This window comes from Streptomyces sp. GbtcB6 (assembly GCF_019091475.1).
In the GTDB taxonomy this organism is placed as follows: Bacteria; Actinomycetota; Actinomycetes; order Streptomycetales; family Streptomycetaceae; genus Streptomyces; species Streptomyces hyaluromycini.
On the sequence record NZ_JAGXJL010000011.1, the window covers coordinates 166530 to 192881 of the forward strand.

Here is a 26352-nt window from a genome sequence, read left to right on the forward strand (position 1 = left end):
AGCCTTCCAGGTTCTCGCCCGGCGGCGCCGTCGGTTCCCTCCCGGACACCGCTGCCAGGTCCTTCACGGGCCTCGCAGATCGTCTCCGAGGTGGAATGGGCGTGAGGGAAGCGGCGGCCCCCGAAGTGGCCGTCTGTGGCTGCCCGCACTGCGGGTGGCAACGGGCCATAGTAGGAGGCGCCGAGCAGTATCTGCCGGGCTGAGCGTCACCACCAGCAGTACCTCTCGGGCAGCAAAAACCCCGGCGGGTACTGCGGGTTGGGCGGCACCGGCGTGTCCTGTCCCGGCGGGGGCGACCCGTGGAAGGCGGATCGCGGTCAAGGATGGAGCGCGTACAGCCAAGGCCCTCTCCTCATCAAGGCAGGGCCCAGTGATGTCGAGCCTGCAAGTCGCAGACTATGGGTGGGGTCCACGGTCCAGTTCTTGCAGGCGTGCCCGCCGGTCCTGGCCCCATGTTGAGTTGTGGCGCCTGAACCGCTGGAGTCAATGGTTTCGTAGATGCACCACAAGCGGCTGTATGTCATGACCGTGTGTTGGGTACCTGCGAGAGCGGGTCCGGCGGGCGTCGGGTTGGTCACCCCTAGGCGTGCACTGATTGAGCGCGCGCGGCTAAGTGTGCCATCTCATGAGGTTGGTGTCAGGGAGCGGTCGCCTGGCGCTCCCTGGCCGGGAGTCGGCAGGTCGGTCGGCCTTGAGGTCGGTGTGACGAGCCCGGCCGCAGAGGTGATGTGCTCTGTGGCCGGACCGGCATGTCGCTGTGCCCCGCGTCTCGGTTAGCCGACGACGATTGTTTCGCCGAGGTGGATGAGCAGGGGAAACCCTTGCAGAGAGGGGACCTCAACGAGGCTATCCAAAAGGCTCGTGCCTTGGGCTTGGGCGGGCGCGGCGAAGAGGACGGTAGCCAGCGTTAGCAGGGCAGCGGTGGTGAGGGTGCTGAGGGTGCGTCGCATGGCAGGCCCTTTCTGTTGGTTCGCGGGCAGCGGCGGCATGTGCGCGTAACCACGTGGTTTGGTGATCAGGGCGCTCTGGCGTGTTTCAGATCTACCTAAAGGCTTTCCTGCCCGGCAGACGGTCCAACTTCATGTCACCCGAACGTGTCACCCGGAGTTCGCAATGCGCCCCAGTAAGCCCAACAACCCCACTACGCGGGAGGCGTTACAAAGCCAAAGATCATTCCGGGACAACCCTTAGGGGAGCTTTTATGGGCAAGGCACTTGGCGCCGTTTACACGGAAGAGGGGTCGCGTCGGTCCGCGCTGCGTTATGCCATCTGAGTCGAGTTGCCCCGGCGTTCTCGCGAACATATATAAAAGGGCCCGATCCGCTGGCTGGCGGATCGGGCCCTTGACCTCTTGCCCCGAATGCAGCTCTGCTCTGAAGCTCGCTTTGTCGACCTCTCGCCAGCACCTGGTCTCGGTCTCTAATGAATGCGTGCAGTGTCGACGTTGGCCCTCTCAAACAATCCAATGCCGAGCCAGGAAACGGCGGCAAGCGTTAGGCCTACCAACGCTCCGCCTGAATTGCAAAGGAGATCATCGATATCGGCAGATCTGCCGGCAGCCATAATTTGTTGGATTGACTCGATAGCTGCACTGAAACCGGCACAGCAGATAAATGTAAGGAATGAGCGTCTTGTGAGTAGCCACCCCAGAGTGCCCAGTGGGACAAACATTGCCGCATTCCCGAGGTACTGGCGGGTTAGAAGGTCCAACTCGAACTGATCGACGCCAGGAGATGAGAATTGTTCCCCAGGGTGCCAGTTGATGGGCTCGTGGGAGGATCCGAGTGGCTGCTCGGGATACAGGGTTGCCACTAGCACCAGAAGCATCCAAGCTCCGAGCGCTAGTCTCAGTACCCTATTCGTAGAGTCTGGAGCCTTGCGTAGCCGTCTGGCGCCCAGGACGGTGAACGCGGCAAAACCCGCAGCTGCCATGGCGGCAACTGCGGGCGACACGAACAGGACGCGCCAAAGGGTCATGCTACGGGCACCGCCACTTGCTGATGAACTCGCTGCCGTCCTTGGTCTTCATGATCGCCCTGATGCACTTAGGGCTGGACAACTCCACGTAGTGGTTCCATCCTTCCTGTTCCCCCTTGCTGACAGTCACCCAGTATCCGGAATAGACCTTGGCAGCGTCTTGCGGCTGGTAGCCAAGCATCACGCTTACCGAATCCCCAGAATCTTTCCGATAGCTTGAGTAAGCATTCCCCTTGGTGCTGGCCATTTCAATGCAGAGTTGGCCGTTGGAAAGTTCACCGCAGGCCTGGTCGCTTGCATGCGCCGGCCCCGCAACAAGCAGGGAGCCAAGTACAGCCGTAGAGAGTAAGGTCGCCCTTGCGCGCTTCCTCGCAGATCCCCCAAAAAGAATGTCACGCTGGCCACGTGATCTTGGTCGAGCTTTACCGTACATGTTCATGCCAGGCGTGTTGAGTTGTTTCGCGTCAATGCTCTGTCTTGAAATCGACTGTTCGGGGGGGGTGAGGTTACCTCGTGCTGTTGAGTCGCTCAGAACGGAAGCTCAGGGCTGGCGGCGCCCCTCTTAATGGTCATGACCTGCTCGTGGAAGTCACGTGCGGCGGCCTCGTAGTCTGCAGGGCACGTGCAATGTGCATCTCACTTGCACGAATAAGTTGATTGGCTTCACTGGAGGAGTCAAGCTGCTCTTTTTCGACGAGCATGGGACAAAGCTCGGGGAGTCGCCAACTCAGTCCTATGGAATCGATCCCCAGATTTTTGGAGCCGCGCACAGGAATGAACAGTTCTCCTTCGCGGCCGCTCCAGGGACTGCCGTCGTGGTTCTAAGTCAGTTCTGGGCTCCAAAGAACAGGTTTGGCGACATCCTTAACGGCATCGAGAGTGCAGTGTCCGAGGTTGTTGTATTTGCAGAATGGGTGCTGCATTTCTGCGACAATTTCCCGGACTTGTGTGGCTCGGTCAATAATTCCTCAAGCGGTGAGCCTGCTGACGGTAGTATCTGACGCGGCTGGTGCTCAGGGCGCCAATATGCCAGGCGCGAGTCAGAAGGTTTCTGCGAAGTCATCTTCCTTGAGTATCAGGCGGTTCCGCACGTCCTTGGGGATCATTAGCTTCATGTGGATGTGCGGTGCCCGTACGTCCTTCATCTTCGTCCGCGTGATCTTGCACCTCACGCCGACCCGGAGTAGATCGGCGGCCATGGCCTCCATGCCCCCCTCCTCCCAACGACTTCGGAACGACTTGCCGTTGTGCACCGCCACCCACCGGTCATTGACCGACTCGGGGTCGATGGCCTCCAACTGCTTGATCAGGTCGTCCAGCGTCTTCTCCGCCCTCTCCTTCGTGAACCGCGTCTTCGTGAAGCGGCCTTCGGGCTCCAGGCCAGCCATGTAGTAACTGATGGACTGTTCGAGGCGCTGCTGTTCTTTGCGGGCCTCGGCGCCCTGCCGGTACTCCCGCGTCATGACGGGCTCGTCGCCGAGCACCCTCAAGACGTCCTCGACGAGCTTGGCGTAGATGTCCTCGGGGTTCGGTGCGCCGTGGCCGCCGGCCTTGCACTTGCCGCACCTCAGGTACTGGTAGAGCTTCCCGTTGTTGCGATTCTTCTGGACCGTCATGTTGGTGCCGCAGTCGGCGCAGATCACGACTCCGAGGAACTTCGTCGCACCATCGGGGTTGCGCCTCGGCTGATCCTTGCCCTGTCCGTTCAAGGCCTCTTGGAGGCTGTAGAACTCGTCCTCCGTGAAGACACCGTCAGCCACGCGGATGGGCTTCCCCTCGGCTCCCATGACGAGCTTGGACCGGCGGATGCCTCCGTCCTTGTCCTCTTCCACCCGGTAGCCCAGGAGCGCAGGGTTACGCAGTCGCCGTAGGTGGGTCGACGCGGTGAGGCCTGCTCCGCACAGGCCGGCACGGACCAGGACCTTGACCATGCGGCGGGCAGAGGCGGGACGCTCCCTCATCGCGACCTGGCGGCTCCAGTGCAGTGCCCTATGCGCAGTCGCGCTGATGACCAGCTTGACCTTGCCGTTTTCGTCCTCGGCGGTCTCGTAGCCGTACGCGGGCTTCCCTACCAGCCACTCGCTCTGGGTCTTGGTGTACTCCCAGAGGCTCGCCACCCGGGTGCTGGTGTTGGCTGCCTCGATTTCGGCGATACCGCCAACGATCGTGACCATGATCTTCCCGGCCGTCGTGGTCAGGTCGATGGAGTCGTTCTTAGAGACGAGGTTCTTCCCGTACTTCAGGCACCAGTCGATCATGGTGCTGAGGTCGGAAAGACGTCGTACGAAGCGGTCGAGCTTCCAGAAGAGCAGCTCGTCGAACTCCGGGGCCCGGTTGTTGAGCCAGTCGCCGAGTTCCTTGCGCTTCCATGGTGGGACCTTCGTCGCCGACACGTTGAGGTCGCTGGCGACGCCGACGACTCGGCAGCCGCGTTCGCGGGCGAGTATCCGGAGGTCCAGTTCCTGGCGGACAGGTGAGGTCGTGTCGTCGGTGAGTACCGACAGCCGGACCGACAGCAGTGCGCGCGGTGCGTCGTCGGGCAGGAGGGCTTCCGCCTTCTTCAGGTCCTCTAACAGTGCTAAGTCGGCCTTCGACCACTCAGCATCAACTGAGTAGCCGCGACGGTCAGTTGCCGTGCGCGTCCTCGCTCGTTTCCCCATGACCAGCACGGTAGCGCTTGTAGGCCCGTTGGTGAATGGCCGCAGATGGACACCCACATCCAGGTCGGCCCGACCGGCAAGAAGCTGCTGCCTCTGACCGTGGTGAACAAGTAACCGTCCGGTCCCTGCGAGCGTCTGAGGACGCTCGCAGGGACCACCTCTGTTTCAGACAGGTCCGGAGCCGGGCTCGCCCCAGCCCGCTCTGCGGTTCACGGGCTGTGCTGCCCGGCCGCTGCGAGCAATACGGCCGCGATGCAGCAACGTATGGCAAAAGCGTCCTGCTGGTCTTCCAGGAGGACGGTCGGCATGACGAAGAGCAGGTACCAGGAGTTCAGCTCCTGCTGAATCCACCACTCGAGCGCCATCAGGGCACCGACCAGCACAGCTGATTCTTGCGTGCGTACTCGCATGGGGGTTCCTCGCCTTTCTTGGGGCTCGTCGAGAGCCTTCCGGCAAAAGGAAGGCGATGGCGGCGGATGTCGACGTATTCCGAAGGCTGCGCCTCCAGTTGCCGAATCCCCGTACAGCGATCACACCGTTCCGGGGGTCCTACCGGCCAGCCGCTCGGCAGAACCCGGACAGACCCGGACGGGTTCGGAGGGGCTGAAGAGGACTTGCACGGTCTCTACACTGGTGGGCACGTTCAGTCAGGACACCGGGTGATCCGGAGGTGCAGTTGACGAGTCCGGAGACGGCGGACGCCTTCCCCTTGCCGCAAGAGGGCATGGACGTGGCCGACTTCGTGCGCGCTCTGCGTGCGGTCAAGCTCTGGGCCGGCGATCCGTCCCTGGAAGTGCTGTACCGCAGGACAGGCGTGGCTACCAGCACACTGTCCGATGCCCTGAACCCGCAGCGCCGGCGTCTTCCGTCACTGGAACTGGTCCGGTCCCTGGTGCTTGCCTGCGGCGCCAACGCCGTACAGGCAGCACAGTGGGAACGGGCGTGGCGCTCGGCTAGGGGCCGTGACAGCCGCTTTGGCGCTCCCAGGCCAGTCGTGGCAAGCCGCTCACTTTCATCCGCACGTGACGTGACCCCCCGCCAATTACCAGCGGACGTCAGCGGATTCACCGGTCGTGCGGACGTCCTCGTCGCACTTGCCGGAATACGTCGAGACGCGCCCGCCACCGTGATCACCGGCACGGCCGGCGTCGGCAAGACGGCGCTCGCCGTGCACTGGGCGCACCAGATAGCCGCGCACTACCCGGATGGCCAGCTATATCTCGACCTGCGGGGGCGCGCCACTGATCCCGCACTTACTGCCACCGAGGCACTGTCGGTGCTGCTGCAGTCCCTGGGGGTGCCGGGAGACCGGGTCCCCCTCGACTTGCACCTGCAGATGGGGCTCTATCGGTCGGTGCTGGCTGACCGACGCGTGCTGGTGGTCCTGGACAACGCGATGGACGCGGCACACGTTCGTCCGCTGTTGCCCGGCGGCCAAGGATGTCACGCGTTGGTGACCAGTCGTGACTCCCTAGCAGGTCTGGTTGTCCGCGACGGCGCGGCTCGGATCTCGCTTGACATTCTCTCCCCTGCGGAGTCCGTCGAGCTGTTGTCGGTCCAGCTGGGCCGGGACCGTGTGCATACGGAGCAAGAGGACGCCGAAGAACTGGCCGAACTCTGTGCTCATCTGCCACTCGCTCTCCGTATTACGGCCGCCAATCTGGCGGTCCGCCCCGCACTGAGCCTGGCAGGCATGGTCGCCGAGTTGGGCAGTGCGGATCTGCTGGCTCGGCTGCAGGTTGTCGGCGACCCGGAGAGCGCGGTCGCGGCAGCCTTCGAGCTCTCCTACCGCTCCCTCTCGCCAGAGGCACAACGCCTGTTCCGGTTCCTCGGCATGATGCCGGGCCCGGAACCGAGTCGCGAGGCGGCAGCCGTCCTGCTCGGCCGCGAGATGTCGGCGCCGGTGCCGGAGCTTGACGAGTTACTGGCGGCGCACCTGCTGTCCGAGCCGAAACCGGGGCGCTTCCGTAGCCACGACCTACTGGCCCTGTACGCGAAGCAGTTGGCTGGCACCGAGCCGGAAGAGGTGAGCGGGCCCGCATTGCACCGATTGCTGTCGTGGTACCTACTTACGCTGGACGCCGCCAACCGGATCATTAGGCCGAACTGCTGGGTGCTGTTCCCCGACGAGTTCCCGCTGACCGGCTCGCCGCGGGCATTTTCCGGCCCGCATGATGCCCGGGCCTGGCTCACCACCGAACACACGAATCTCGTCACGGCGATCGTCTACGCCTCAGAGCACGGGCCCGCTCCCTTCGCCTGGCACCTGGCCCACGCGCTGCGAGGAAACTTCTATCCCCACCGATTGGACGGAGGTGCGCTTGCCGCCAGCCAAGCGGGACTACGCGTAGCCGAAGCCCACGACCATCCGCTCGGACGAGGAATGTGCCACATATCTCTCGGCTTCGCCGCATGGGACTTGGGGGATCTGAATGTGGCGCTGGAGGAACTCAACTCGGCGAAGATCCAGTTTGAGCGGATCGGCTACGACCGGGGACTCGCGGCCGCCTGGAATGACTCCGCGGAGGTCTGCGCCAGATCTGGCAAGATCAGGGAAGCTCTCGTTCACGCCTCCACTGCCCTGACATTCCACACGGACTACGCTCCGAGCCGCGTGGTGCATCATGCCAACCTTGCCGAGATCTTCCGAATACAGGGCGATTACGGGGCCTCTCAGCGGCATGCCGAAGAAGCACTGGGCCTCGCTGACCAGAACGGCACCCCTCAGACGGAGGCCGTGGCCAAGCTCGAGGCAGGCTTGACACAACTGGCCATGGGCGAATTGGAGGCGGCGGAGGAACTGCTGTCCCAAGGCAGGGCCGCGGCCGAACTGGTCGGTTCCCCGAACAACCTTTACGACGCCCTCTCGGCTACGGCTGTCCTCTCGATTCGTGCCGGGCGCGTGGCCGACGCGCTCAATTGGATCGAGCCGCTGCATGATCTGCTGGACCTGGGTGTTCCTGGCTTCGCGCCGGAGGATCTCGCGGAGACGGCGATCGTCGAGACGTACCTTGCCGCGAACCGACTCGACCGCGCCCTCGATTTCGGTACCGCCGCGCTGGCCCGCCGTGTTGCCGCGGGCCACGGGCTCACGGTTATGCGTCTGCGCGTGGCCTTGGGACGCGTCCACGCCGCTGCTGGTGACCTGATGGCCGCCCGGTCGCTCTGGGAGGCTGCGCTGCCTCACACTATGGAGGAATCCCTACCCGAACGCACCGACGTCGAGGGCTTGCTGGCGATGCTGGAGAACTGTGCCTGACAGTGACTGCAAACCAGCCCGATGGTGACGGTCTTGCTTGCATGGGGTGACTACGGGATGACCACGTGGATCTCTCGTCGGCTTGGGGGTTTTCTGAAGGCGCGCGAGGAGCATGCCGTGACCACAAGCACCATGTCAGCACTCCTCCATGGCCGACTGGCTGTTCTGCCCGCGCGGGTTGGGAACGGCCATGCGGCTGAGGCTTGTTCGTTGCTGCCGGTCGTGCGTGTGAACCGGGCCAGATGTCGTTTGTTCGCGACGAAGGATCGTGCCGCAGTGCTGCTGGGCGGCATGTCGCCACGGAGCTGCGGGAGATGACGATGTCCCTGGTGTGACCGAGCTGCCGACGCCGAGGCGACACGTGCGACGCGGCCGGGGGCGATGGAGGTGCACCCCGGGCAGGCCTCTGGGCCTCGGAAGGGAAATCCTTCGGCTGCCGGGGCAAGGTGTTCTCGCGGCCGAGGTGCCCACAGGCCGTTGGGTGACATGGGCGGCATGGGCGGTGCACCCCACGCGCGTGCACTTCCCGGCCGCAATCAATGCCGCCCAGATGCCGGCCGGGGTCGACCACCGGCGAGGGGCCGGGCGGCGATCAGCCCGGCTTGGCAGGCGGCCTCCGCCGAAGGCCGGGAACGGGATGCCGCTACTCGGCCCGGGTGCGCAGGCCGGCCAGCATCACCTCGTGCGCGCTCTCACGCTGCCGGGGAGTTGAGGCCGAGTCGGCCATGCGCATGAACGCCGCCACGTCTTCGGCGGTGACGTCCCCGCGCAGTTGGCCGCTTCGCCGGGCCCGGTCGGCGACCGGGGTGATCAAGGAGGCGGTGAGAGTCGTCGCCCGCTCGGCCGCCTGAGGGCTCGTCTTGCACAGAGCGTCGAACAACCGCAGTCCTGCGTCATCGAGCACGCACCCGCGGGTGAACACCGCACGGAAGGCCTCCCAGTCGTCGGCGATGGCGGCGGCCTCCTCCGCGACCTGGCCTGCGCCGTGCGCCAAGTCCTCCAGCAGCTGGAGGACAAGGTCGTCCTTGGTCGCGAAGTGCCGGTAGAAGGTGGTCGCTCCCACTCCCGCGGTCCGGGCGATGGCCTCGATGCTCAGGTCGGGTCCCTGCTCGGCGAAGGCCAGGCGGGCCGCATCGAGCAGTCGCCGCCGGTTGCGAACTTGATCTTTGCGCGGTGCGCGCGACGTGGCGGTCAATCCGGGCTCCTGAGCGGGACACCCACCGAGGCGGCAGTGGTCGCCCCGCCTCGGTAGCACGATGGAATCGGTAGCGATACTACCGCTTCTTTCGGAAGGTGCGGCCGTTCGGCCCCGCCCGCCAGGGCGCGGGCGCACGGCGCCAGGCGTCCGCCTCTCCCTCGCCGAAGCGCACACGCCGCCCGGTCGGCGCTCCGATTCGCGGGGTTCGCGGCGGGTGCGGCCCCTCCGGTAGACGCACTGCACATCGATCCGGTTGTTCCACTACCGTTTTGCGGGTTACGGTTAAACGGTGGCTGTACTACCACTTCTCAGGAAGGTGCCTTCATGCGCGCGCTCATCCCGACCGGCAACCCGGAGACCCTCACCGAGCTGGGGGAAGTCGACCTCCCCACCCCGCAGCGCCACGAAGCGCTGATCCGGGTGACCGACATCGCACTCAACCGAGCGGACTTCTTGTACCTGAGCGACCCGTCGACCACGTTCCGCCCCGGTATCGACGCGGCCGGGGTGGTCGCGAAGGCCGCAGCCGACGGCAGCGGACCGTCAGAGGGCAGCCGGGTGGCCCTCCACCTGCCTGCGGGAGGAGGCGCCGCCGAGTACGTCGCCGCCTCGGCGGACCGCCTCGCGGTCATCCCCGACAACGTGGACTCCGCCTCCGCGGCCGCGCTCCCCCTGGGCGGGCTGGTCGCCCAGCGACTCCTCGCCCTCGCCGGCCCCGTGAAGGGGCGCAGGATTCTCGCCACCGGCGTGGGAGGCGGAGTCGGCCAGGTCCTCATCCAGCTCGCTGTCGCGGAGGGGGCCGAGATCACCGCCGTTGCCGCGCAGGGCCAGCCGACCGACCACATGGCGGCACTGGGCGCCAAGATCGCTCTCGACATTGATGCCGTCGAGGACACCGCCTTCGACATCGTCCTGGAGTCCGTGGGTGGCGACCTGGGGTCTAAGACAGCCCACAAGCTGCGCCCCGGCGGCCAGTTCCTCTGGTTCGGTCAGGCCAGCGGCAGCCCCATCACTCTGGACTTCTTCCGGCAGGTCCAGGGCGGCGCCTCTCTGACCTTGCGCCACTTCGTCTACGGCGACGGTGACGGGAGTCGTGACGCCCAGGACATGAACGCGCTACTGGACCTGGCATCGCAGGGGAAGCTCCAGGTCGAGATCGGTCGCCGCGACAACTGGGCCGACGCGGACTCGCTGCTGAAGGAGATGGCAGCAGGCCACCTGCGGGGCAAGGCCGTACTCAGCGTCGGCTGAACCCTACTGAGCCGGTCCGGAGCAAACGGCGCGACGACCGGCACACCCCCTCCTGCCGGGGGCAAGCCGGGTCGCTTCGAACATCGCACCCCGATCACCCTGGACGCCACGACCACCCAGCGCCCCATCGACACCTGCCAACTCGCCGACGCCTGACACCGCACCCCCAAGCCCGAACCCGCGCGCACGGCTCTCAACAGGCCGATGGTCTGGGCGGGCGGCTTCGGTGGCACGGGCATCGGCTGTTGCGGTGCCTTACCGGGGCGGCTGTGCACAGCTACCCGCCCGGTGATGGATACGGCCATGCAAATCGGCCCGATCGGCAAGAAGCTGCTGCCGCTGACGGTCAAGAACGCCACGTCGGCAACGGGCGGGCACGCGCACTGAGATGAGGCGGGCGCCCGATCAGGTGGTTGAGGCCTGGCAGGGGTGAGTGCGGGCGGGTGGCCGCTTCGGTCGCCCCTGTCGCCGTCTCGTGTCCTCGTCCTCAGGCGCAACGGGCTCTCGGCGGACCTGCATGGCCGCTGAGAGCCGTCAGGTCCACCCGCTCGTCGTCCGTGATGAGTTCAGCCGGAACCCGGGCCGTAGAGCGCAGCGATGTTCTCGGACGTCGCCCACCGGCTGTAGGTGGGGGACTGAGGCCAGCCCTCGGGCGAGTCCTGCCATTCCTCCTGCCGTCCGTACGGCAGGAGATCGATCAGCGCGAAACTGTGGCTGAGCTGCTCGGTGCCCCGGCCGTCGGTGTGCCAGGTGCGATACACGGTGTCGCCGTCGCGCAGGAACACGTTGACTGCGAATCCTCCACCGGGAGGTGCGCCGACGTCGGACCCGAACGGGCTGTTCGCGGTCGAGTACCACGCCATCCGGTTGCCGACCCGCTGCTTGTAGGCGAGCGCCTCTTTGATCGGACCCTGGGTGACGACGACGAATCGTGCGTCGTAGTTGTCCAGGAACTCCAGGCGGGTGTACTGCGAGGTGAACCCTGTGCAGCCCGGGCACTGCCATTCCTTGCCGGCGAACCACATGTGGTTGTAGACGATCAGCTGCCTCCTGCCCTCGAAGACGTCTGCCAGCCGAACGGGGCCGTCCTCGCCCTCGAGTGTGCAGTCGGGCATCTCCACCATCGGCAGGCGGCGACGCTCGGCGGCGATGGCGTCGAGTTCCCGTGTCGCCGCCTTCTCCCGGGCCCGCAGTGCCCCGAGCCGGTCTTCCCAGGTTGCGGCGTCGACGACGGGTGGTAGCGCGTAGCCGGTCATGGTTCCCTCGCAGATCTCGTGCGCAGCATCGGCTTGTGCGGAGGCAGACTGCACAGGGCTCCGGAACTAATCGGCCGGCCTGCGAACGCGGCGGAAGGCGCCCGTCCGGATCAAGCTCCGGGGAAGGCCGAGATGTCACCGCGGATCGGGTGGTTCGGCAGGGGCACCGGCTGGTCCTGAAGGAACGCGGTGATGACGGCGACCGGCGTTCTCGCGCCCGCCCCGGGGTGCGTCATCCGCCCGCGGTGCCCTCGGCCTCCCAGCGCAGCAGGTCGCCCGGCTGGCACTCGAGCACCTCGCAGAGCGCGGCGAGGGTCGCGAAGCGCACCGCCTTGGCGCGGCCGTTCTTGAGTACCGCCAGGTTGGCGGGCGTGATCCCTACCCGGTCCGCCAGCTCGCCCACCGACATCTTCCGCTTGGCCAGCATCACGTCGATGTCGACGACGATGGGCATCAGATCACCTCGTCCAACTCGGCCTGCATCTGCGCCGCCTCGACATCGCGTGCGACGGCCTGGGCGAGCAGCATCCGCAGCACGAGCACGATGAGCGCGACCCCGAGGATGGCCACGCCGACCCCGCCCATGATGACGGTGACGCCCGGGTCGTCCCGCTGGCCCGGCGCATTGACGGCCGTGACCGCGAACCACATGAGGGCAGCCGCCACGATCGCGCCGATCACGAGGTCCACGTACCGGAAGGCAGCGTGGGAGAACACGGTTCCGCGTCGCACCATCGCCACCAGCCGCCATACGGCGACCAGGGCGACCTGGGCCGACACCATGCCCAGGATCGTGATCACACGCAGCGGGGTCAGCGGGAGCGACCCGTCCTCCGGGTCGCTCCCGCTGACCAGCGCCCACACCATCCCCACCTGTACGAACACGGTGCCGGCGAGCACCACCACGAGCACGGCGCGCAGCGCACGCACTGTCAGCTTTCCCACGACCCGTCCCTCCATCGAATTGCGATGGGAATCTATCGAAAGTCGATAGATTGAACAAGGGTCGGGCTGGGGCTGGGGCTGGGGCTGGGGCTGAGGTAGGGGTAGGCGGCGGTTTCGGGCCGGGACGGATCCTCGACGTGCGTGAGCCTGTCAGGAGATCAGGATGCCGATGCCGTCTCCGAGCAGCTTCAGACCGAGGACGAAGAACAGGACCGCCATCACGGCGACGTTGTGCTGGGCCGCCCAGTCCTTCCAGTTGCCGAGCGTGGTCTTGGCCCGTTCTCCGCCGAGCAGGAAGACTCCCAGCGGGGCGAGCAGGCCCAGGGTGGCGATCACGACGAAGATCGCCAGCGATGCGATCTGCTGCCCGACCGGCAGTCCGGCCGAGCCGATCGCGGCGCCCGCGGCGATGGTCAGCGGGGCGTTCTTGGCGTTGAGTGCGGCCAGGGCCAGTCCGAGTGCGAAGACCTTGACCGGTGTGAGGCGGTCGATCGCGCTCATCCACTTCGGCAGCCGGGCCTCCGAGGGATCCTTCGGGCGCCGGTGCCATTGCCGGGCGCCGAAGACGACGAGGAACAGGCCCAGGGCGAGTTTGAGGGCTCCCACCCAGGTGGCCGGGTGATTGTGGGCGGAGGCACTCGCGGGGGAGGCGATCGCCAGCATGACCGCGCCCAGCACCGAGAGTCCCAGGATCCAGCCGACCGTGAAGAGGACTCCGTTGAGGCGTCCCCGAGGCGTGGCGAGTATGAGGATGACCGCGATGATCGGGAGCGGGCTGACCGCGACACCGGCCGCAAGCCCCAGGATGTCACCGAGAACTTTGCCCATGATCGCCTCCAGGTGGGGGGCAGAGCGGCTGTGGAATCGGGCGACCTACGGGAGTGGGTGACCCGGCCGCCCGGAAGCCCGGCCGCCTGAACGCGCAGCCGTGGATCTGTGGTTGGTGCGCGGTCCGGCGCGACGGCGGTCCTCGTCGGCCGGCGCCGGCCCACGGTTCGGCCGGACGTTCCGGTCTGCTGAGCGTCTCGTCGCCCCGACAGGCTCGTCTTCCATGTTCCTGCGCTCCGGCGAGTCTGTCCTCGTGAGCTGTCCGGAGCCCCGAGAGCTGATGAGGGCCTGAGGGCCTGAGGGGCAGAGGGGTTTGGCCTGCTCGTCGCTCCTGGTGAGCGCGCACTCGCGATCCCGCGGGTGCGGAGCGACCGGCATGTGGTCAGGATGAAGAGGTGAGGGCGACGGCGCCCTATGCCCGGGCGTTTGGCGAACCTCGCACCGACCGTGGCAGGAGGACGTCACGATGACTGCGACGACAGGCGCAACCGGATCTGCTCACCCCGAACGCCCGGGCAGGTCGGACGGGGTCTGCAACGAGTTCACCGTCTTCACCAAGATCAAGCCGGGGCACGCGGACGCGCTGCGCAAGGATCTCGCCATGCTGTCCGACGTGGCGGACGACGAGAAGGTCCATGCGGCGGTCCGCCAGATCGGCACGCTGCACGACGCACGGCACGTCATCTTCGACAACGACACCCGGTTCATGTTCGCCAGCGTTTTCGACGGCTCCTGGGACAACTACATCGACGACTTCGCCCAGACGGTGGTCGGGTCCCGCTTCGACAAGGTCTTCTCGCACAGCGAAGGATTCCCCGGCGTCACCGATCCGGGCGTGAAGGACTGGTTCGTCGCCCACCAGGAGCCCGCGGGGGTCTTCGTCAGCGCCTATCCCGACCTGACCGTTCAGCAGATCTACAAGGACCACCGCGTGGACGAAGCGTTCCAGGAGGTGCTGGACACCCCGCAGTTCCGGGCGGCACTGGACGACCCCGCGAACGCCGAGTTGCTGGCCACGCCCGCCTTCCAGAAGCTGTTGGAGGAGGCCTCGGCCTAGAACCCGGACCAGACCCCGGACCAGAACCCGGATCAGAACCCGGACCAGACCCCGGACCCGGCCGACCCACGGTACCCGCCACCGCCGGTGGACCGTGTCGGCGGGCGCGCACCGGCCGCTGCAGGGCCGTCCAGGCAGAAGACCGATGCGGAGGCACAAGCGATCATGAACACAGCGGACAGCGGCAGCGCCGCGGGCGTGCGCGTCGAGATCGACGACGTCCAGAGCGGGGCCCTGCGGCCCAGGCCCGTCCCGTACGAGGGAAAGTTCGTCTTCCTGCATGTGGACGACCGCCACGCCGGGCGCGCCCTGCTGCGCCGGCTGCTCCCGCTGACCTCGGGTGGTCTGCCCGCCGTGGACCCGGAACAGGACGCCTGGGTGGCTGTGGCGTTCAGCTACCAGGGGCTGAGGGCCCTGGGGGTTCCGCAGGAGTCGCTGGACAGCTTTCCGCGGGCGTTTCGTGAGGGCATGGCCGCCCGGGCGGAGCTGATCGGCGACGTGGGCGAGAGCGCGCCGTCCCGCTGGGAGGCGCCGTTCGGAACCGGTGACGTCCACATCGCGTTGAGCGCCCTGTCCTCCGACGCGGCGCGGCTGGACAAGGAGCTGGAGCAGGCCCGTGTCGCCTACGAGGACACCCCCGGCGTCCGGGTGATCTGGCAGCAGGAGGTCCGCCAGCTGCCGACCGGGCGCACCACCTTCGGCTTCCGCGACGGCATCAGCCATCCGAACATCGAGGGCGTCGGGCTGCCCGGCTCCAACCCGCAGGAAGCCCCCATCAAGGCCGGCGAGTTCATCCTCGGCTACCCCGACGAGACCGGCGGTCTGCCGCCCATGCCCAGCCCCGACGTGCTGGGGCGCAACGGAACCTACGTGGCCGTCCGCAAGATCCACACCAACGTGGCGGCATGGCGCCGGTACCTGCGCGCCAACAGCTCGGGCGCCGAGGAGGAGGCACTCCTGGCGGCGAAGATGGTCGGGCGCTGGCCGAGCGGGGCGCCGCTGACGCTGGCGCCGGAGCGCGACGATCCGGAGCTGGCGGCCGATCCGCACCGCGTCAACAACTTCCTCTACCGGGAGAACGACGACCGCGGCTACCGGTGCCCCGCCGGCGCGCACATCCGGCGTACCAACCCCCGTGACTCCACCATCATCGGCGACGCGCGGATGCACCGGCTCATCCGCCGCGGCACCACCTACGGCCCGCCGCTGCCCGAGGGCGTGCTGGAGGACGACGGCGCCGAGCGGGGCCTGGTCGGGGTGTTCATCGGTGCCCACCTGGAGCGGCAGTTCGAGTTCATCAAGGCCGAGTGGGTCAACGACGGCAACTTCATCGGCTACCCGGGCGAGAAGGACCCGGTGGCCGGGCATCACGGCGGAACCGGCAGCGTCACCATCCCGGAGAAGCCGGTCCGGCGCCGCCTGCAGAACCTGCCCAGCTTCGTGGTGACCCGCGGCGGCGAGTACTGCTTCCTGCCGGGTCTGCGCGCCCTGCGCTGGCTCGCCGAACTGGAGGGCTGACGGCGATGCCCGCCCCCTGAGGTCCGCTCACGCCCCGACGTCCGCTCAGGCTCTCCGAGGAGAGGTCGAAGTCATGGCAGCACAGTTCGTCCGCTACACGCCTGATGTCGAAGACGACGCCCCGGACTTCGACCGCGACGTGCAGACGGTGATCGAGAAAACCGAGAGCTACATCGCCGACTCGGTCGAGGCCGGCGGCACCGGACGGGCCCTTCGCGACGCCCACGCCAAGGGCTACGGACTGGTCCGCGGGGAAGTGGAGATCCTGGCCGGGCTGCCCCCCGAGTACGCCCAGGGAATCTACGCGACGCCCGGCATCCACGACGCGCTCATCCGCTTCTCCAACGGCTCGCCCCACGCCGGAGCCGACGCACGACTGGGTGCCGCCACCGGACTGGCGCTGAAGATGTTCGACATCCCCGGCCCGACCCTGCTGGACGACGAACCGGACTCGGGCACGTTCGACTACGCCAACATCAACGGACCGGTCTTCTTCTGTAACACGGTCGAGCACTACCTGTTCATCCAGGAACTGTTCCTGAACGCGCCGGCCTACTTCTCCCAGGGCCGCCCCGGCGCACATCGTTTCTACGCCGATTTCGTGACCGGAAAGGGAACGCTGGACCAGGAGAACTGGGCGTGGGACGAGTTCCTGGCGTTCCTGCGGCTGGCGAAGACCCCTCCGGCGAACCTGCTGCTGTCGAGCTACTGGACGATGGGCGCGGTCCGGCACGGTGACTACATCGCCAAGGTGCGCATCACCCCCGAGCCGTCCTCCGCCGCCGCGGTCGTCCGGCGCACCGTCGACCCGGCCTCCGCGCAGGAGGTCTTCCGACCGGCGCTGCAGGCCGAGTTGCAGGAGCGGCCCTACGTCTTCGACATCCAGGTCCAGCTCTGCACCGACCTGCAACGCATGCCGGTGGAGGACACCACCGTGGAGTGGCCCGAACAGCTCTCGCCGTCCTTCACCGTGGCGAAGCTGAGGCTGCCGCGGCAGGACATCTCCGGCCCGGAGAACCTGGAGAAGATGGACGCGCTCTCCTTCACCCCCTGGCGGGTCACCGCCGAACACGCGCCCCTGGGCAACATCATGCGGGCCCGCAAGGAGGTCTACCGGCGATCCTCCGTCGCCCGCCACAGACTCAACCGACAGCCGCGCACCGAGCCCCGCAGCGCCGACGACGTACTCGGCCCGGCCCGGGATGCCGTGCCGCCGGGTGGGTGACAGACTGAGGTTCCGGAGTCGGGTGACCCTGGCGGAGAGCTCGGGGCGGCCTCGGCCGTCCCCGCATCCCCGCTCTGTGCGTCGGAGCAGCGATCCGGTCCGTTCGCCGGCCGGTCGGGAACCGACCCGTACAACGGCCTTCCTGCTCAACGCGCCCCTGAACGCCCACGCCGTGCTCACCACCGACGGGTTCGTCGGCCTTGTGGGCGACTGCGGCGACGACGGGGGCGACGGTAGGGGCTTCCGGCAAAGGGTCGCCAGGGCCGGCGAGTCGGGCGGCGCCGGCGGACGCGGAGGTGGTCATGGCTGGTGAGCCGAGCCGAGCGAACGGGGAACTGGCCGGGCAGACGGTCGTCGTGGTGGGCGGCAGCGCCGGCATCGGTCTGGAGACGGCGCGGCAGGTACGGGCCGCCGGCGGTGACCTGGTGCTCGTGGCACGGAACGCCGAACGTCTGCGGCGGGCCGCGGACGAACTGCGCCCGCTGTCCACGGCCGTGCTCGACGCCCAGGACACCGCACACCTGGAGCGCTTCCTCGGGGAGCTGCCCGGGCGGGTCGACCATGTGATGGTGACGGCGGGCAGCCCGTCGTACACCCCCCTCAGCGAACTCGATCTGACCAGTGCCGCCCGGGACTTCGGCGGACGTGTCGCGATGATGCTGGCGGTGGCACGGGCGGGCCGGGAGAAGGTCAGGGCCGGGGGAACGCTGCTGTTCATCGGCGGCACCGGCGGCCGGCGGCCCGCGCCCGGGATGGCCGTGGCGGGAGCCGTCACCGCGGCGCTGCCGGCGCTCACCGCCAACCTGGCACTGGAGGTCGCCCCGGTCCGGGTCAACCTCATCGCGGCCGGGTTCGTGGACACCCCCCTGTCCGCCGCCCTCCTCGGTGACCAACTGGAGGCGCGGCGCGAGGAGTTGCGCAAGACACTGCCCATCGGCCGGGTGGTCGGCCCGGCGGACGTCGCCGCTCTCGCCCTGCACATCATGGTCAACGACGCCCTCACCGGCGCCACCTACGACATCGACGGCGGTCAGCAACTGCTCGCACACTGACCGCCCGCCCTCGCCGGTACCCCCTACGTCCCTACGAGACGGGAGGCGCAAGTCATGGACATGAAACTGGAGGTCGTCGTGGTGCCGGTGGCCGACGTCGACCGGGCCAAGGACTTCTACACCACACTGGGCTGGCGCCTCGACGCGGACGTCGCGGGCGACGGGGACTTCCGGGTCGTACAGGTGACGCCGCCCGGCTCCCCGGCGTCGGTCATCTTCGGCTCGTCGGTCACCGACCAGGCTCCGGGCTCGGCACGGGGGCTGCACCTGATCGTCGACGACATCGGCGCCGCCCACGACGACCTGGCCCGGCACGGCGCCCGCCCGAGCGACGTGTTCCACGACGCCGGCGGGGTCTTCCACCACGCCGGCGCCGATGCCCGGGTGGCCGGCCCCGACGGCAGCTACGGCTCCTTCCTGTCGTTCAGCGACCCGGACGGCAACGGCTGGCTCCTCCAGGAGGTCACCACCCGGCTCCCGGGGCGGCTCGACCCCGCGGCCACCACGTTCTCCTCGGCCGGCGACCTGGCGAGTGCCCTGCGCCGGGCCGCGGCGGCGCACGGCGAGCACGAGGCACGCACCGGCGGCGAGGACCCGGACTGGCCGGACTGGTACGCGCGGTATCTGGTGAGCGAGCAGGCCGGGACCGCACCGCCCGCGTGAGCCGGCCGCAGGCGCGCCCCCGACCTGCTGTGATGTGCCCCACGGGCTCTTGTCGTGAGCCGTACGGCGTACCTAAATTCGGTTATATGTCCGACAAAGATGCCTCCCGTCCCACCGAGCCGGTCGAGTTCTCCGTCGACCTCACGGGTCACGAGATGACCCGCAGGGCGCACGTCATGGCGGCACTCGGCGACGGCTGGGACCCCGTCGAGATGGTGCGGGGCGAGGAGGAGGCCTTCGACATGCTGTACTCCGGCCTCGATCCGGAACAGCAGCGGCTGTACGACACCCTCGTCGCCGCCGGCGTCCTTCCGCGACGCGGGGACGACGCGGACCGCGGCGGCGATGGTGGCGGCGACGCCACTGCATGATCCGCGTGCCCCGGCCCCGCCGTACGACGTGAACCACCCGCGACGGGTGAGGACGGCCCGGGCGGCCGACGGGAGCCTGGACGGGCCGCTGTGACAGGCGGACCGGCCGGTGCGAAGGGCGGGTGGGCCATGGGCGACGACAGAGCCGACCGCATCGCGGAGTTCATCGAGCCGCTGCGGGTCGAGCCCGGCAGCAAGGTACGGCTGGCCGAGGACTTCGACCCCGGTTTCCGGGCCGGCATCCGCAAGAAGAGGGACGGCGTCGAACTGCTCCGCAGCGGTATCGAGCAACTGGCCGACTACCAGCGGCGGCTGGCCGCCCAGGACACCTACGGAGTGCTGCTGTGCCTGCAGGCCTTGGACGCCGGCGGCAAGGACGGCACCATCCGCCACGTCATGAGCGGAGTCAACCCGCAGGGCGTGCGCGTGGTCGGCTTCAAGGTCCCCTCGAACGAGGAACTCGACCACGACTACCTGTGGCGCTACTCCCGGAACCTGCCCGGCCGCGGTGAGATCGGCATCTTCAATCGCTCCCACTACGAGGAAGTGCTCGTGGTCCGGGTGCACCCGGACAACCTGCGCCGCCAGAAGCTGCCCGACGCGGCCCGCGGCGAGGACGTGTGGAAGCGGCGCTACCGCGAGATCAACGACTGGGAACGCTACCTGACCGACAACGGCTTCAGGATCGTGAAAATCTTCCTGAACCTGTCGAAGGAAGAACAGCGCACCCGTTTCCTCAAACGCATCGACGTACCCGAGCGGAACTGGAAGTTCTCGTCGGCCGACGTGCGCGAGCGGGCCTACTGGGACGACTATCAGCGGGCGTTTTCACAGATGTTGTCCGCCACCAGTACGCCATGGGCGCCCTGGTACGTCGTTCCCGCCGACCACAAGTGGTTCGCCAGGGTGTGCGCGGCCGCTGTCCTGGTACACGCCCTGATGGCCATCGACCCGCAGTACCCGCAGGTCAGCGACCAGACCCGGCGAGAACTGGCCGAGGTCAGGGAGGAACTGGAGGCGCAGGCACCCGCGGGAGCGGCCCTGGACCCGTACGCGGCGGCGGAGAAGGAAAACAACGAGAAGAACAACAAGAAAAACAAGAACAAGAAAAACAAGAAGGCGTCTTCATGACCGCGCGGACAGACGCCCCGCAGGGCCGGGCGGCCGGCGGCAGGCCGTGGTACGCGCGGCCGCCGGAGCAGGTGGCCGCCGCCTTCGAGGTGGATCCGGCCGCCGGACTGTCCGGCGCCCGCGCCGCGGAGCTGCTGCGGACACACGGCCCGAACGCGCTGCCGGAGGAGAAGCCGCTGCCGGGCTGGCGCCGCTATCTCGCCCAGTACCGCAGCTACATGCAACTGGTCCTGGTGGCTGCCGCCGTCGTCTCGCTCGTCATCAAGGAGTGGAGCACCGGAATCCTGCTGCTCGTCCTGACCGTCGTCAACGCGGTCGCCGGGATGCGCCAGGAGGGCAAGGCGGACAGCGCCATGAACGCGCTGAAATCGATGATGAAGGCCACCGCGCGGGTGCGCAGGGACGGCACCGAGTCGAAGATCCCGGCCGAGGAGGTCGTACCGGGAGACGTGGTGCTGCTCGCGGCGGGCGACGAGGTGCCGGCGGACGGCCGTATCGTCACGGCGAACGCCCTGCAGATCGACGAGTCGGCGCTGACCGGGGAGAGCGTACCGGCCGCGAAGGAGGCGGCCACGCTCGCCGACGGCGACCTGCCGCCGGGGGAGCGCCGGAACATGGCGTTCATGAACACCCCGGTCACCCACGGCAGCGGCACTGCGGTGGTCACGGCCACCGGCGCGGACACCGAACTCGGCCGTATCTCGGGCATGCTGTCGAGCACCCGCCGGGAGGCCTCGCCGCTGACCCGGGAGATGGACCGGCTCACCCTGTGGATCACGGCGACGGCCGGGGTGACGATGATCCTGATGTTCGTACTCGGCCGCGGCCGGGGTACGGCGTGGGACGCGCTGTTCATCAGCGCCGTCTCGCTGGCGATCGCCGCCATCCCGGAGGCCCTGCCCACCGTGTCCCAGACGATCCTGTCCATCGGCGCCGTCGACCTGTCCCGGCGCCGGGCCATCGTGAAGGACCTGCCGTCGGTGGAGGCGCTGGGGTTCACCTCGGCGATCAACTCCGACAAGACCGGCACGCTCACCATGAACCAGATGACGGCCGTGGAGGTCGTCGACGCCGGCGACCGCTACACCGTCTCCGGCACCGGCTACGGACTGGAGGGCAGGATCCGGCACCCGGTGGGCAGCACCCCGGACATGGCGGACGCGATCCTGCCCTACCTGATCGCCAACGACGCCCGGCTGGTGGACGGCAAGGTCGTCGGCGACCCTACCGAGGGCGCCCTCCTGGTCCTCGGTCACAAAGCCGGCCTGGACGTCGACGCCACCCGGGAACGGTTGCCCCGGCTCGCCGTACTGCCCTTCGACCCCTCCTACAAACTGATGGCCACCTTCAACCGGGCCACCGACGAGACCGGCCGCCCCGTCGTGCGCTGCTTCGTGAAGGGCGCGGCGCCGGCCATGATGGACCGGGCCGCCACGGCACTCCGGCAGGGCGCGTCCGTCCCGTGGGACGAGGGGCTGCGGCAGCGGGCCCAGGAACACGTCGAACGGATGGGAGGCGAAGGGCTGAGGGTGATGGCCGCGGCGCGCCGCGACCTCGACCCGGCGGCGTTCGACCCGGACAGCGACCTCCTCGGCTACGCAACCGACCTCCAGATGACCAGCCTGGTCGGCATGGTCGACCCGCCCCGTGCAGAGTCGAAGGCCGCGGTCGCCGACGCACAGGCCGCGCACATCAGGGTCCGCATGGTGACCGGCGACGACGTCGTCACCGGCGCCGCCATCGCCCGGCAGCTCGGCATCGAGGGCGAGGCCATGCTGGGAGCGGACTTCGCCGCCCTCCCGGAGAGCGAACGGCTCGCCCGGATCGACGGCATCGGCGTCGTCGGCCGGGTCGCCCCCGAACACAAGGTGCTGCTCGCCGAGACGTTGAAGAAGAAAGGCGGCGTCGTCGCCATGACCGGTGACGGCGTCAACGACGCGCCCGCGATCAAGGCGGCCGACGTCGGCATCGCCATGGGCTCCGGCACCGAGGTCGCCAAGAACGCCAGCCGTATGGTCCTCGCCGACGACAACTTCGCCACGATCGTCTTCGCCGTCGAACAGGGCCGCAAGATCTACGACAACCTCACCAAGTACATCCGCTTCGTCCTCGTCCTGCTCGTGGTGTTCGTGCTGACATTTCTCGGCGCGACCCTGTTCGACATCGCCGCCGGGGAACCGTTCACGCCGGCACAGGTGCTGTGGATCCATTTCTTCGTCAACGCGGCCTTCGGCTTCGCGCTCGGCTTCGACCTGCAGAGCCCCGGCCTGATGGCCCGCCGCCCGCGACCGCGCGGCGCGCACGTGCTCACCCGGGGCGTCATGCTCACCGTCGGGCTGTCCGGCCTGGTGATCACCATCGGCCTGCTCTGCCTGATCGAACTCGGCACCACCCGCTACGGCAGTGTCGCGATCGGCCAGTCGATGGCGTTCACGTCCTTCGCGCTCTGCCTGATCGTGGCCGCCCTGGAGTGCCGCAGCGAACGCGACACCGTGCTCACCACCGCCAGTTTCGACAGCAAGCAGATGAACCGGGCCATGCTGATCGAGTTCGTCCTCGCGGTCCTGGTCACCCAGATGGACGCCTTCCGCAGGCTGCTCGGCACGACCGAACTGAACCCGGCCCAGTTCGCCTGGACGCTGCTCCCGGCGCTCGCGCTGCTGGCGCTGTGGGAACTCGGCAAGTTCCTCGCCCGCTGGAACGGCAGGCCGGTCCCGCGGACATGACGCGCCGCGGACCGGATCTGCCGGACCGGATCTTCCGGGCGCCGACGAAACCGTGACACGACCGCCATGGAAGCCGCCTCGGACCGGCCGCACAATCAGGGGGACCGGACACCGGTGAACAGCGGAACGCGGGCGTATGACGGGGGAGTTGGCGGACATGGAACTGGAACTGGGGTACGACCTGCTGGGCGGCCGGCTGCGCAGCATCGGGGAGGTCGAGCTCACCTACGGCCGCTGGGGCGGCCGGCCCCGCGCGCTCGGGCCGCATCCGCTGGAGTACGACATGCTCGGCAGCCGGCTGCGCCGGATCGGCGACGTCGAGATCGGCTACGGCCGCCTGGGCACGGTTCCCAGAACGTTCGGGACCTGGGAGGTCGACAGCACCGCCTGGTCGGGGATCCCGCGGCGCATCGGGCCGTACCCGATCGACCACCCCAAACTCAGCGGCCGGGTGCGCGGGATCGGCCCGCTCTCCGTGGAGTACGACCTGCTGGGCGGCCGGCCCCGCCGCGTCGTCCTGCCCGCCGGCCTGCACGCCCTCCCCGACGACCTCCTGCGCGTCCTCTTCCTGGTCCTGTACCTGCAGACCGAACGCAACAGGAGGAACTCGTCCTCCGCCGCATAGCCGCACAGCAGTGCAGGCACACAGCAGTGCAGGCACACAGCAGTGCAGGCACACATGCGAAGGCCCGCCGGAGGGTTCCGGCGGGCCTTCGGGGTGTCGGCGGGTCAGACGGCGGCCGCGTACTTCGGGTTGGCGCCGTACTGGTTCTCCTCCGGCTTGCCGTCGGAGGCCAGCCAGACGAGCACGAAGATCCAGCCGACCAGCGGGATGATGCCGACCAGGATCAACCAGCCCGAGCGGCCGGTGTCGTGCAGGCGGCGGACCGCGACACCGAGGCTGGGCAGGAGGACCGCGAGGTTGTAGATCGCGGCGAGGGCGGCGAAGTGGATGGCGCTGCCGACGACGGTGAGCACGATCGCGATGATCACGTTGATCAACGTGAACATCCAGTACTCCTTCCGGCGCGCGCGTCCGCTGAACACCGCGTACTTCTTCAGTACGTCCACGTACCAGTTCATTACTCGTCCCCCCGGGGATCAAGGCGTGATTGTGCGCACAGCAAATCAAGCCGACGTGGCCGGTTCCATCCAGATTGGCGTGAGCGGGTCAACCGTTACCGTCTCGCCGCCGATCGGTGATCAAGGGCGGCCGATCGCATCCGCGCGGCGCGCGCTGACGTCTCTCCGGCCATGGACATGCAGAAACAGCCCCAGCAGCCGTCACGTGCACAGCCACAGCCACAGCCACAGTCGCAGGCGCAGCACCCCGAGGGATGCCTGGTCGTCGCGATCAGAATCCCCGTGCGGATCCTCGTGTTCCTGGTGGTGCTGCCGGTACGCCTGCTCTGGGACGCCTGCGCCGCCGTCGCACGGTTCCTGTGGCGGTACGCCCTCGCCCCGGTGGGACGCGCGATCGGCTGGGTTCTCCACGGGCTCCTCGTCGTACCCCTGATCTGGCTCTACCGCTACCTGCTCACCCCGCTCGGGCACGCCCTCGTGTGGCTCTACGCGCGCGTGCTCACTCCGATCGGTCACGCGGTCGTGTGGCTCCTCACGCCCGCCGCGAAGGCCGTGGCCTGGGTGTTCGACATGCTCGGCACCGCCCTGTACTGGACCGCGCGCGTGCTCCTCGTGCTGCCCGCCCTCGCCCTGTGGCGCTGGATCCTCGCCCCGGTCGCCCGGGTCCTCGGCATCGTCGTGCGCGAGGTGGGGGAGGCTCTCGGCCACGCCTGGCGGGCCGCCGGGTACGTCGCACGTGCCGTCGGACGGGTTCTCGGGACCCTCTTCCGGTGGATCTTCCTGGAGCCCGCGCGGTGGGTGTACCGGACTGTCCTCACCCCGGTCGGACACGTCGTACGCGACCTCGTACTGCACCCGGTGGCCGAGGCCGCACGCGCGATCGGCCGCGCCGTCCGCCAGGCCCGCGCCGACCTCCGCCGCGCCCTCTTCGGCGAACCGAGGCGGCCCGCGCCCGTGGACCGCCGGGAACCCGGGAGCCGCGACACACGTACTCTTGATGGATAGCACTACACAGCCGTACGGCCGACAGCGGTACGGCCCTCGCACAAGCATCACGAAGGACTGACGACACTGGGCAAGCGACAGCCCGAAGGCCCGCCGCCCGCACCCGCGGTGCAGCGCATCCGACTGCGTTACACCAAGCGCGGCCGCCTCCGGTTCACCAGCCACCGTGACTTCCAGCGCGCCTTCGAGCGTGCGCTGCGCCGCGCCGAGGTGCCGATGGCGTACTCGGCGGGGTTCACACCGCACCCGAAGGTGTCGTACGCCAATGCCGCACCCACCGGCACGGGCAGCGAGGCGGAGTTCCTGGAGATCGCGCTCACCGCACCCCGCGACCCGGAGCGGCTGCGCGCCCTCCTCGACGAGTCGCTGCCCGCCGGGCTCGACATCGTCGACGCGGTCGAGGTACACACGTCCGGACTCGCCGACCGGCTCACCGCCTCCGTGTGGGAGCTGCGGCTGGCCGGCGTGGACCCGGCACAGGCCGAACAGGCCGTCGCCGCGTTCAACACCGCCGAGGCCGTCGAGGTCCAGCGCATGACCAAGAACGGTGTCCGCACCTTCGACGCCCGCCCCGCGGTCGTACAACTTGAAACACAGAGTGAAACGGCTGATAGGCCGACCGACCAGGCCTGTGCGATACTGCGGCTGGTTGTTCGGCACGTGACGCCTGCCGTACGACCCGACGACGTCCTGTCCGGTCTCCGCGCCGTGGCCGACCTGGCGCCGCCGGTCCCCGCAGCGGTGACCAGGCTGGCGCAGGGGCTGCTCGATGAAGAGACCGGCACGGTGACCGACCCGCTCGCGCCCGACCGCGAGGCAGCTCAGGCCCTCTCGAAGGCCGAACCGACTGCCGCCGCGACGGCACCGGCGTAAGGAAGGTCCCGCGAAGGACGGACGTCGTAGCGCCGCCCTCGTACTCGGGAGCCACCTGGGTCGGGCAGCGCACTGACCAGAAGACTTTCGCCAGGCCGTCCGCGACAAGGCGTACGGAACCGGCGAGACAGGACACAGAGAGCTCCTGTGCGGCGCCCGCGCCCCACACGGCGGCACCGCGCACCGCGCGAGCCGCGGACGTCACCGGCGGTCGCTCGACAGATCGACGCCGGACCAGGCGCGGCGCCCGGGAGCCTGACGGGAGAAACGCCCG

Annotated in this window: 23 protein-coding genes and 1 pseudogene; 14 read left to right on the forward strand and 10 right to left on the reverse strand. The window is 68.3% G+C overall.

Features of this window, described 5'->3' with window-relative positions:
• Positions 1-198: 198 nt before the first annotated feature.
• Positions 199-291, forward strand: a pseudogene (locus KVT45_RS20530) (peptide-methionine (S)-S-oxide reductase); the annotation flags it as partial.
• A 1128-nt stretch (positions 292-1419) separates the two neighbouring features.
• Here KVT45_RS20530 and KVT45_RS58445 read toward each other — a convergent pair.
• The 4 genes from KVT45_RS58445 to KVT45_RS20550 form a co-directional block, all read right to left on the reverse strand.
• On the reverse strand, positions 1420-1977 hold the full coding sequence (locus tag KVT45_RS58445) for a VanZ family protein (protein WP_217549487.1): 558 nt from the start codon (positions 1975-1977) through the stop codon (positions 1420-1422).
• Position 1978: 1 nt separating this feature from the next.
• Positions 1979-2224: a hypothetical protein gene (locus KVT45_RS20540; protein ID WP_217549488.1), complete on the reverse strand. Its 246-nt coding sequence runs from the start codon at positions 2222-2224 to the stop codon at positions 1979-1981.
• 793 nt (positions 2225-3017) lie between these two features.
• Complete coding sequence (locus KVT45_RS20545; RefSeq protein WP_217549489.1) at positions 3018-4637, reverse strand: recombinase family protein; 1620 nt, start codon at positions 4635-4637, stop codon at positions 3018-3020.
• A gap of 209 nt (positions 4638-4846) precedes the next feature.
• Positions 4847-5047 carry a hypothetical protein gene (locus KVT45_RS20550; protein ID WP_217549490.1) on the reverse strand — a complete coding sequence of 67 codons (201 nt, stop codon included), beginning with the start codon at positions 5045-5047 and terminating at the stop codon, positions 4847-4849.
• 314 nt (positions 5048-5361) lie between these two features.
• Between KVT45_RS20550 and KVT45_RS20555 the strand changes: the two genes are divergently transcribed.
• Entirely contained in the window at positions 5362-7896 is a 2535-nt protein-coding gene (locus tag KVT45_RS20555) for an NB-ARC domain-containing protein (RefSeq protein WP_217549491.1), read from the forward strand.
• A 643-nt stretch (positions 7897-8539) separates the two neighbouring features.
• Here KVT45_RS20555 and KVT45_RS20560 read toward each other — a convergent pair.
• Positions 8540-9091 carry a TetR/AcrR family transcriptional regulator gene (locus tag KVT45_RS20560; RefSeq protein ID WP_217549494.1) on the reverse strand — a complete coding sequence of 184 codons (552 nt, stop codon included), beginning with the start codon at positions 9089-9091 and terminating at the stop codon, positions 8540-8542.
• A gap of 327 nt (positions 9092-9418) precedes the next feature.
• On the opposite strand from KVT45_RS20560, the gene KVT45_RS20565 reads away from it, so the two are divergent.
• Positions 9419-10345: a zinc-binding dehydrogenase gene (locus KVT45_RS20565; RefSeq protein WP_217549496.1), complete on the forward strand. Its 927-nt coding sequence runs from the start codon at positions 9419-9421 to the stop codon at positions 10343-10345.
• A 566-nt stretch (positions 10346-10911) separates the two neighbouring features.
• Here the strand turns inward: KVT45_RS20565 and KVT45_RS20570 are convergent.
• From KVT45_RS20570 to KVT45_RS20585, 4 genes are all read right to left on the reverse strand, one after another.
• The gene (locus KVT45_RS20570; protein WP_217549498.1) at positions 10912-11601 is read right to left on the reverse strand and encodes a DUF899 family protein; all 690 of its coding nucleotides are present in this window, start codon (positions 11599-11601) and stop codon (positions 10912-10914) included.
• Between the two features lie 232 nt (positions 11602-11833).
• On the reverse strand, positions 11834-12055 hold the full coding sequence (locus tag KVT45_RS20575; protein WP_217549500.1) for a helix-turn-helix transcriptional regulator: 222 nt from the start codon (positions 12053-12055) through the stop codon (positions 11834-11836).
• On the reverse strand, positions 12055-12546 hold the full coding sequence (locus KVT45_RS20580; RefSeq protein WP_217549502.1) for a DUF2975 domain-containing protein: 492 nt from the start codon (positions 12544-12546) through the stop codon (positions 12055-12057). The genes KVT45_RS20575 and KVT45_RS20580 overlap by 1 nt, the downstream gene beginning before the upstream one ends.
• Positions 12547-12696: 150 nt before the next feature.
• Positions 12697-13374, reverse strand: coding sequence for a GAP family protein (locus KVT45_RS20585; RefSeq protein WP_217549504.1), 678 nt, complete (start codon positions 13372-13374; stop codon positions 12697-12699).
• A gap of 466 nt (positions 13375-13840) precedes the next feature.
• Here KVT45_RS20585 and KVT45_RS20590 point away from each other — a divergent pair, with 466 nt between their 5' ends.
• The 9 genes from KVT45_RS20590 to KVT45_RS20630 all read left to right on the forward strand — a co-directional run bounded on the left by KVT45_RS20590 (position 13841) and on the right by KVT45_RS20630 (position 23742).
• Positions 13841-14431 (forward strand): hypothetical protein, encoded by a 591-nt coding sequence (locus tag KVT45_RS20590; RefSeq protein WP_254647066.1) that lies wholly within the window; start codon positions 13841-13843, stop codon positions 14429-14431.
• A 165-nt stretch (positions 14432-14596) separates the two neighbouring features.
• A complete protein-coding gene (locus KVT45_RS20595; RefSeq protein WP_217549506.1) occupies positions 14597-15949 on the forward strand; it encodes a Dyp-type peroxidase in 1353 nt (450 codons plus the stop codon).
• 73 nt (positions 15950-16022) lie between these two features.
• A complete protein-coding gene (locus KVT45_RS20600; protein ID WP_217549508.1) occupies positions 16023-17174 on the forward strand; it encodes a catalase family protein in 1152 nt (383 codons plus the stop codon).
• A 302-nt stretch (positions 17175-17476) separates the two neighbouring features.
• On the forward strand, positions 17477-18226 hold the full coding sequence (locus KVT45_RS20605; RefSeq protein WP_217549510.1) for an SDR family oxidoreductase: 750 nt from the start codon (positions 17477-17479) through the stop codon (positions 18224-18226).
• 54 nt (positions 18227-18280) lie between these two features.
• Positions 18281-18889 (forward strand): VOC family protein, encoded by a 609-nt coding sequence (locus tag KVT45_RS20610; RefSeq protein WP_217549512.1) that lies wholly within the window; start codon positions 18281-18283, stop codon positions 18887-18889.
• Between the two features lie 86 nt (positions 18890-18975).
• Positions 18976-19260 (forward strand): DUF6400 family protein, encoded by a 285-nt coding sequence (locus KVT45_RS20615; RefSeq protein WP_217549514.1) that lies wholly within the window; start codon positions 18976-18978, stop codon positions 19258-19260.
• 129 nt (positions 19261-19389) lie between these two features.
• Positions 19390-20391, forward strand: coding sequence for a polyphosphate kinase 2 family protein (locus KVT45_RS20620; RefSeq protein ID WP_217549516.1), 1002 nt, complete (start codon positions 19390-19392; stop codon positions 20389-20391).
• Entirely contained in the window at positions 20388-23117 is a 2730-nt protein-coding gene (locus tag KVT45_RS20625) for an HAD-IC family P-type ATPase (protein WP_217549518.1), read from the forward strand. The genes KVT45_RS20620 and KVT45_RS20625 overlap by 4 nt, the downstream gene beginning before the upstream one ends.
• A 157-nt stretch (positions 23118-23274) precedes the next feature.
• Positions 23275-23742, forward strand: coding sequence for a hypothetical protein (locus KVT45_RS20630; protein WP_217549520.1), 468 nt, complete (start codon positions 23275-23277; stop codon positions 23740-23742).
• A 104-nt stretch (positions 23743-23846) separates the two neighbouring features.
• Here KVT45_RS20630 and KVT45_RS20635 read toward each other — a convergent pair whose 3' ends face one another.
• The gene (locus tag KVT45_RS20635; protein WP_217549522.1) at positions 23847-24200 is read right to left on the reverse strand and encodes a DUF805 domain-containing protein; all 354 of its coding nucleotides are present in this window, start codon (positions 24198-24200) and stop codon (positions 23847-23849) included.
• A 171-nt stretch (positions 24201-24371) separates the two neighbouring features.
• Between KVT45_RS20635 and KVT45_RS20640 the strand changes: the two genes are divergently transcribed.
• Both KVT45_RS20640 and KVT45_RS20645 read left to right on the forward strand, forming a co-directional pair.
• Positions 24372-25205 (forward strand): hypothetical protein, encoded by an 834-nt coding sequence (locus tag KVT45_RS20640; RefSeq protein ID WP_217549524.1) that lies wholly within the window; start codon positions 24372-24374, stop codon positions 25203-25205.
• A 108-nt stretch (positions 25206-25313) separates the two neighbouring features.
• Entirely contained in the window at positions 25314-26078 is a 765-nt protein-coding gene (locus tag KVT45_RS20645; protein WP_217549526.1) for a TIGR03936 family radical SAM-associated protein, read from the forward strand.
• Positions 26079-26352: the final 274 nt, after the last annotated feature.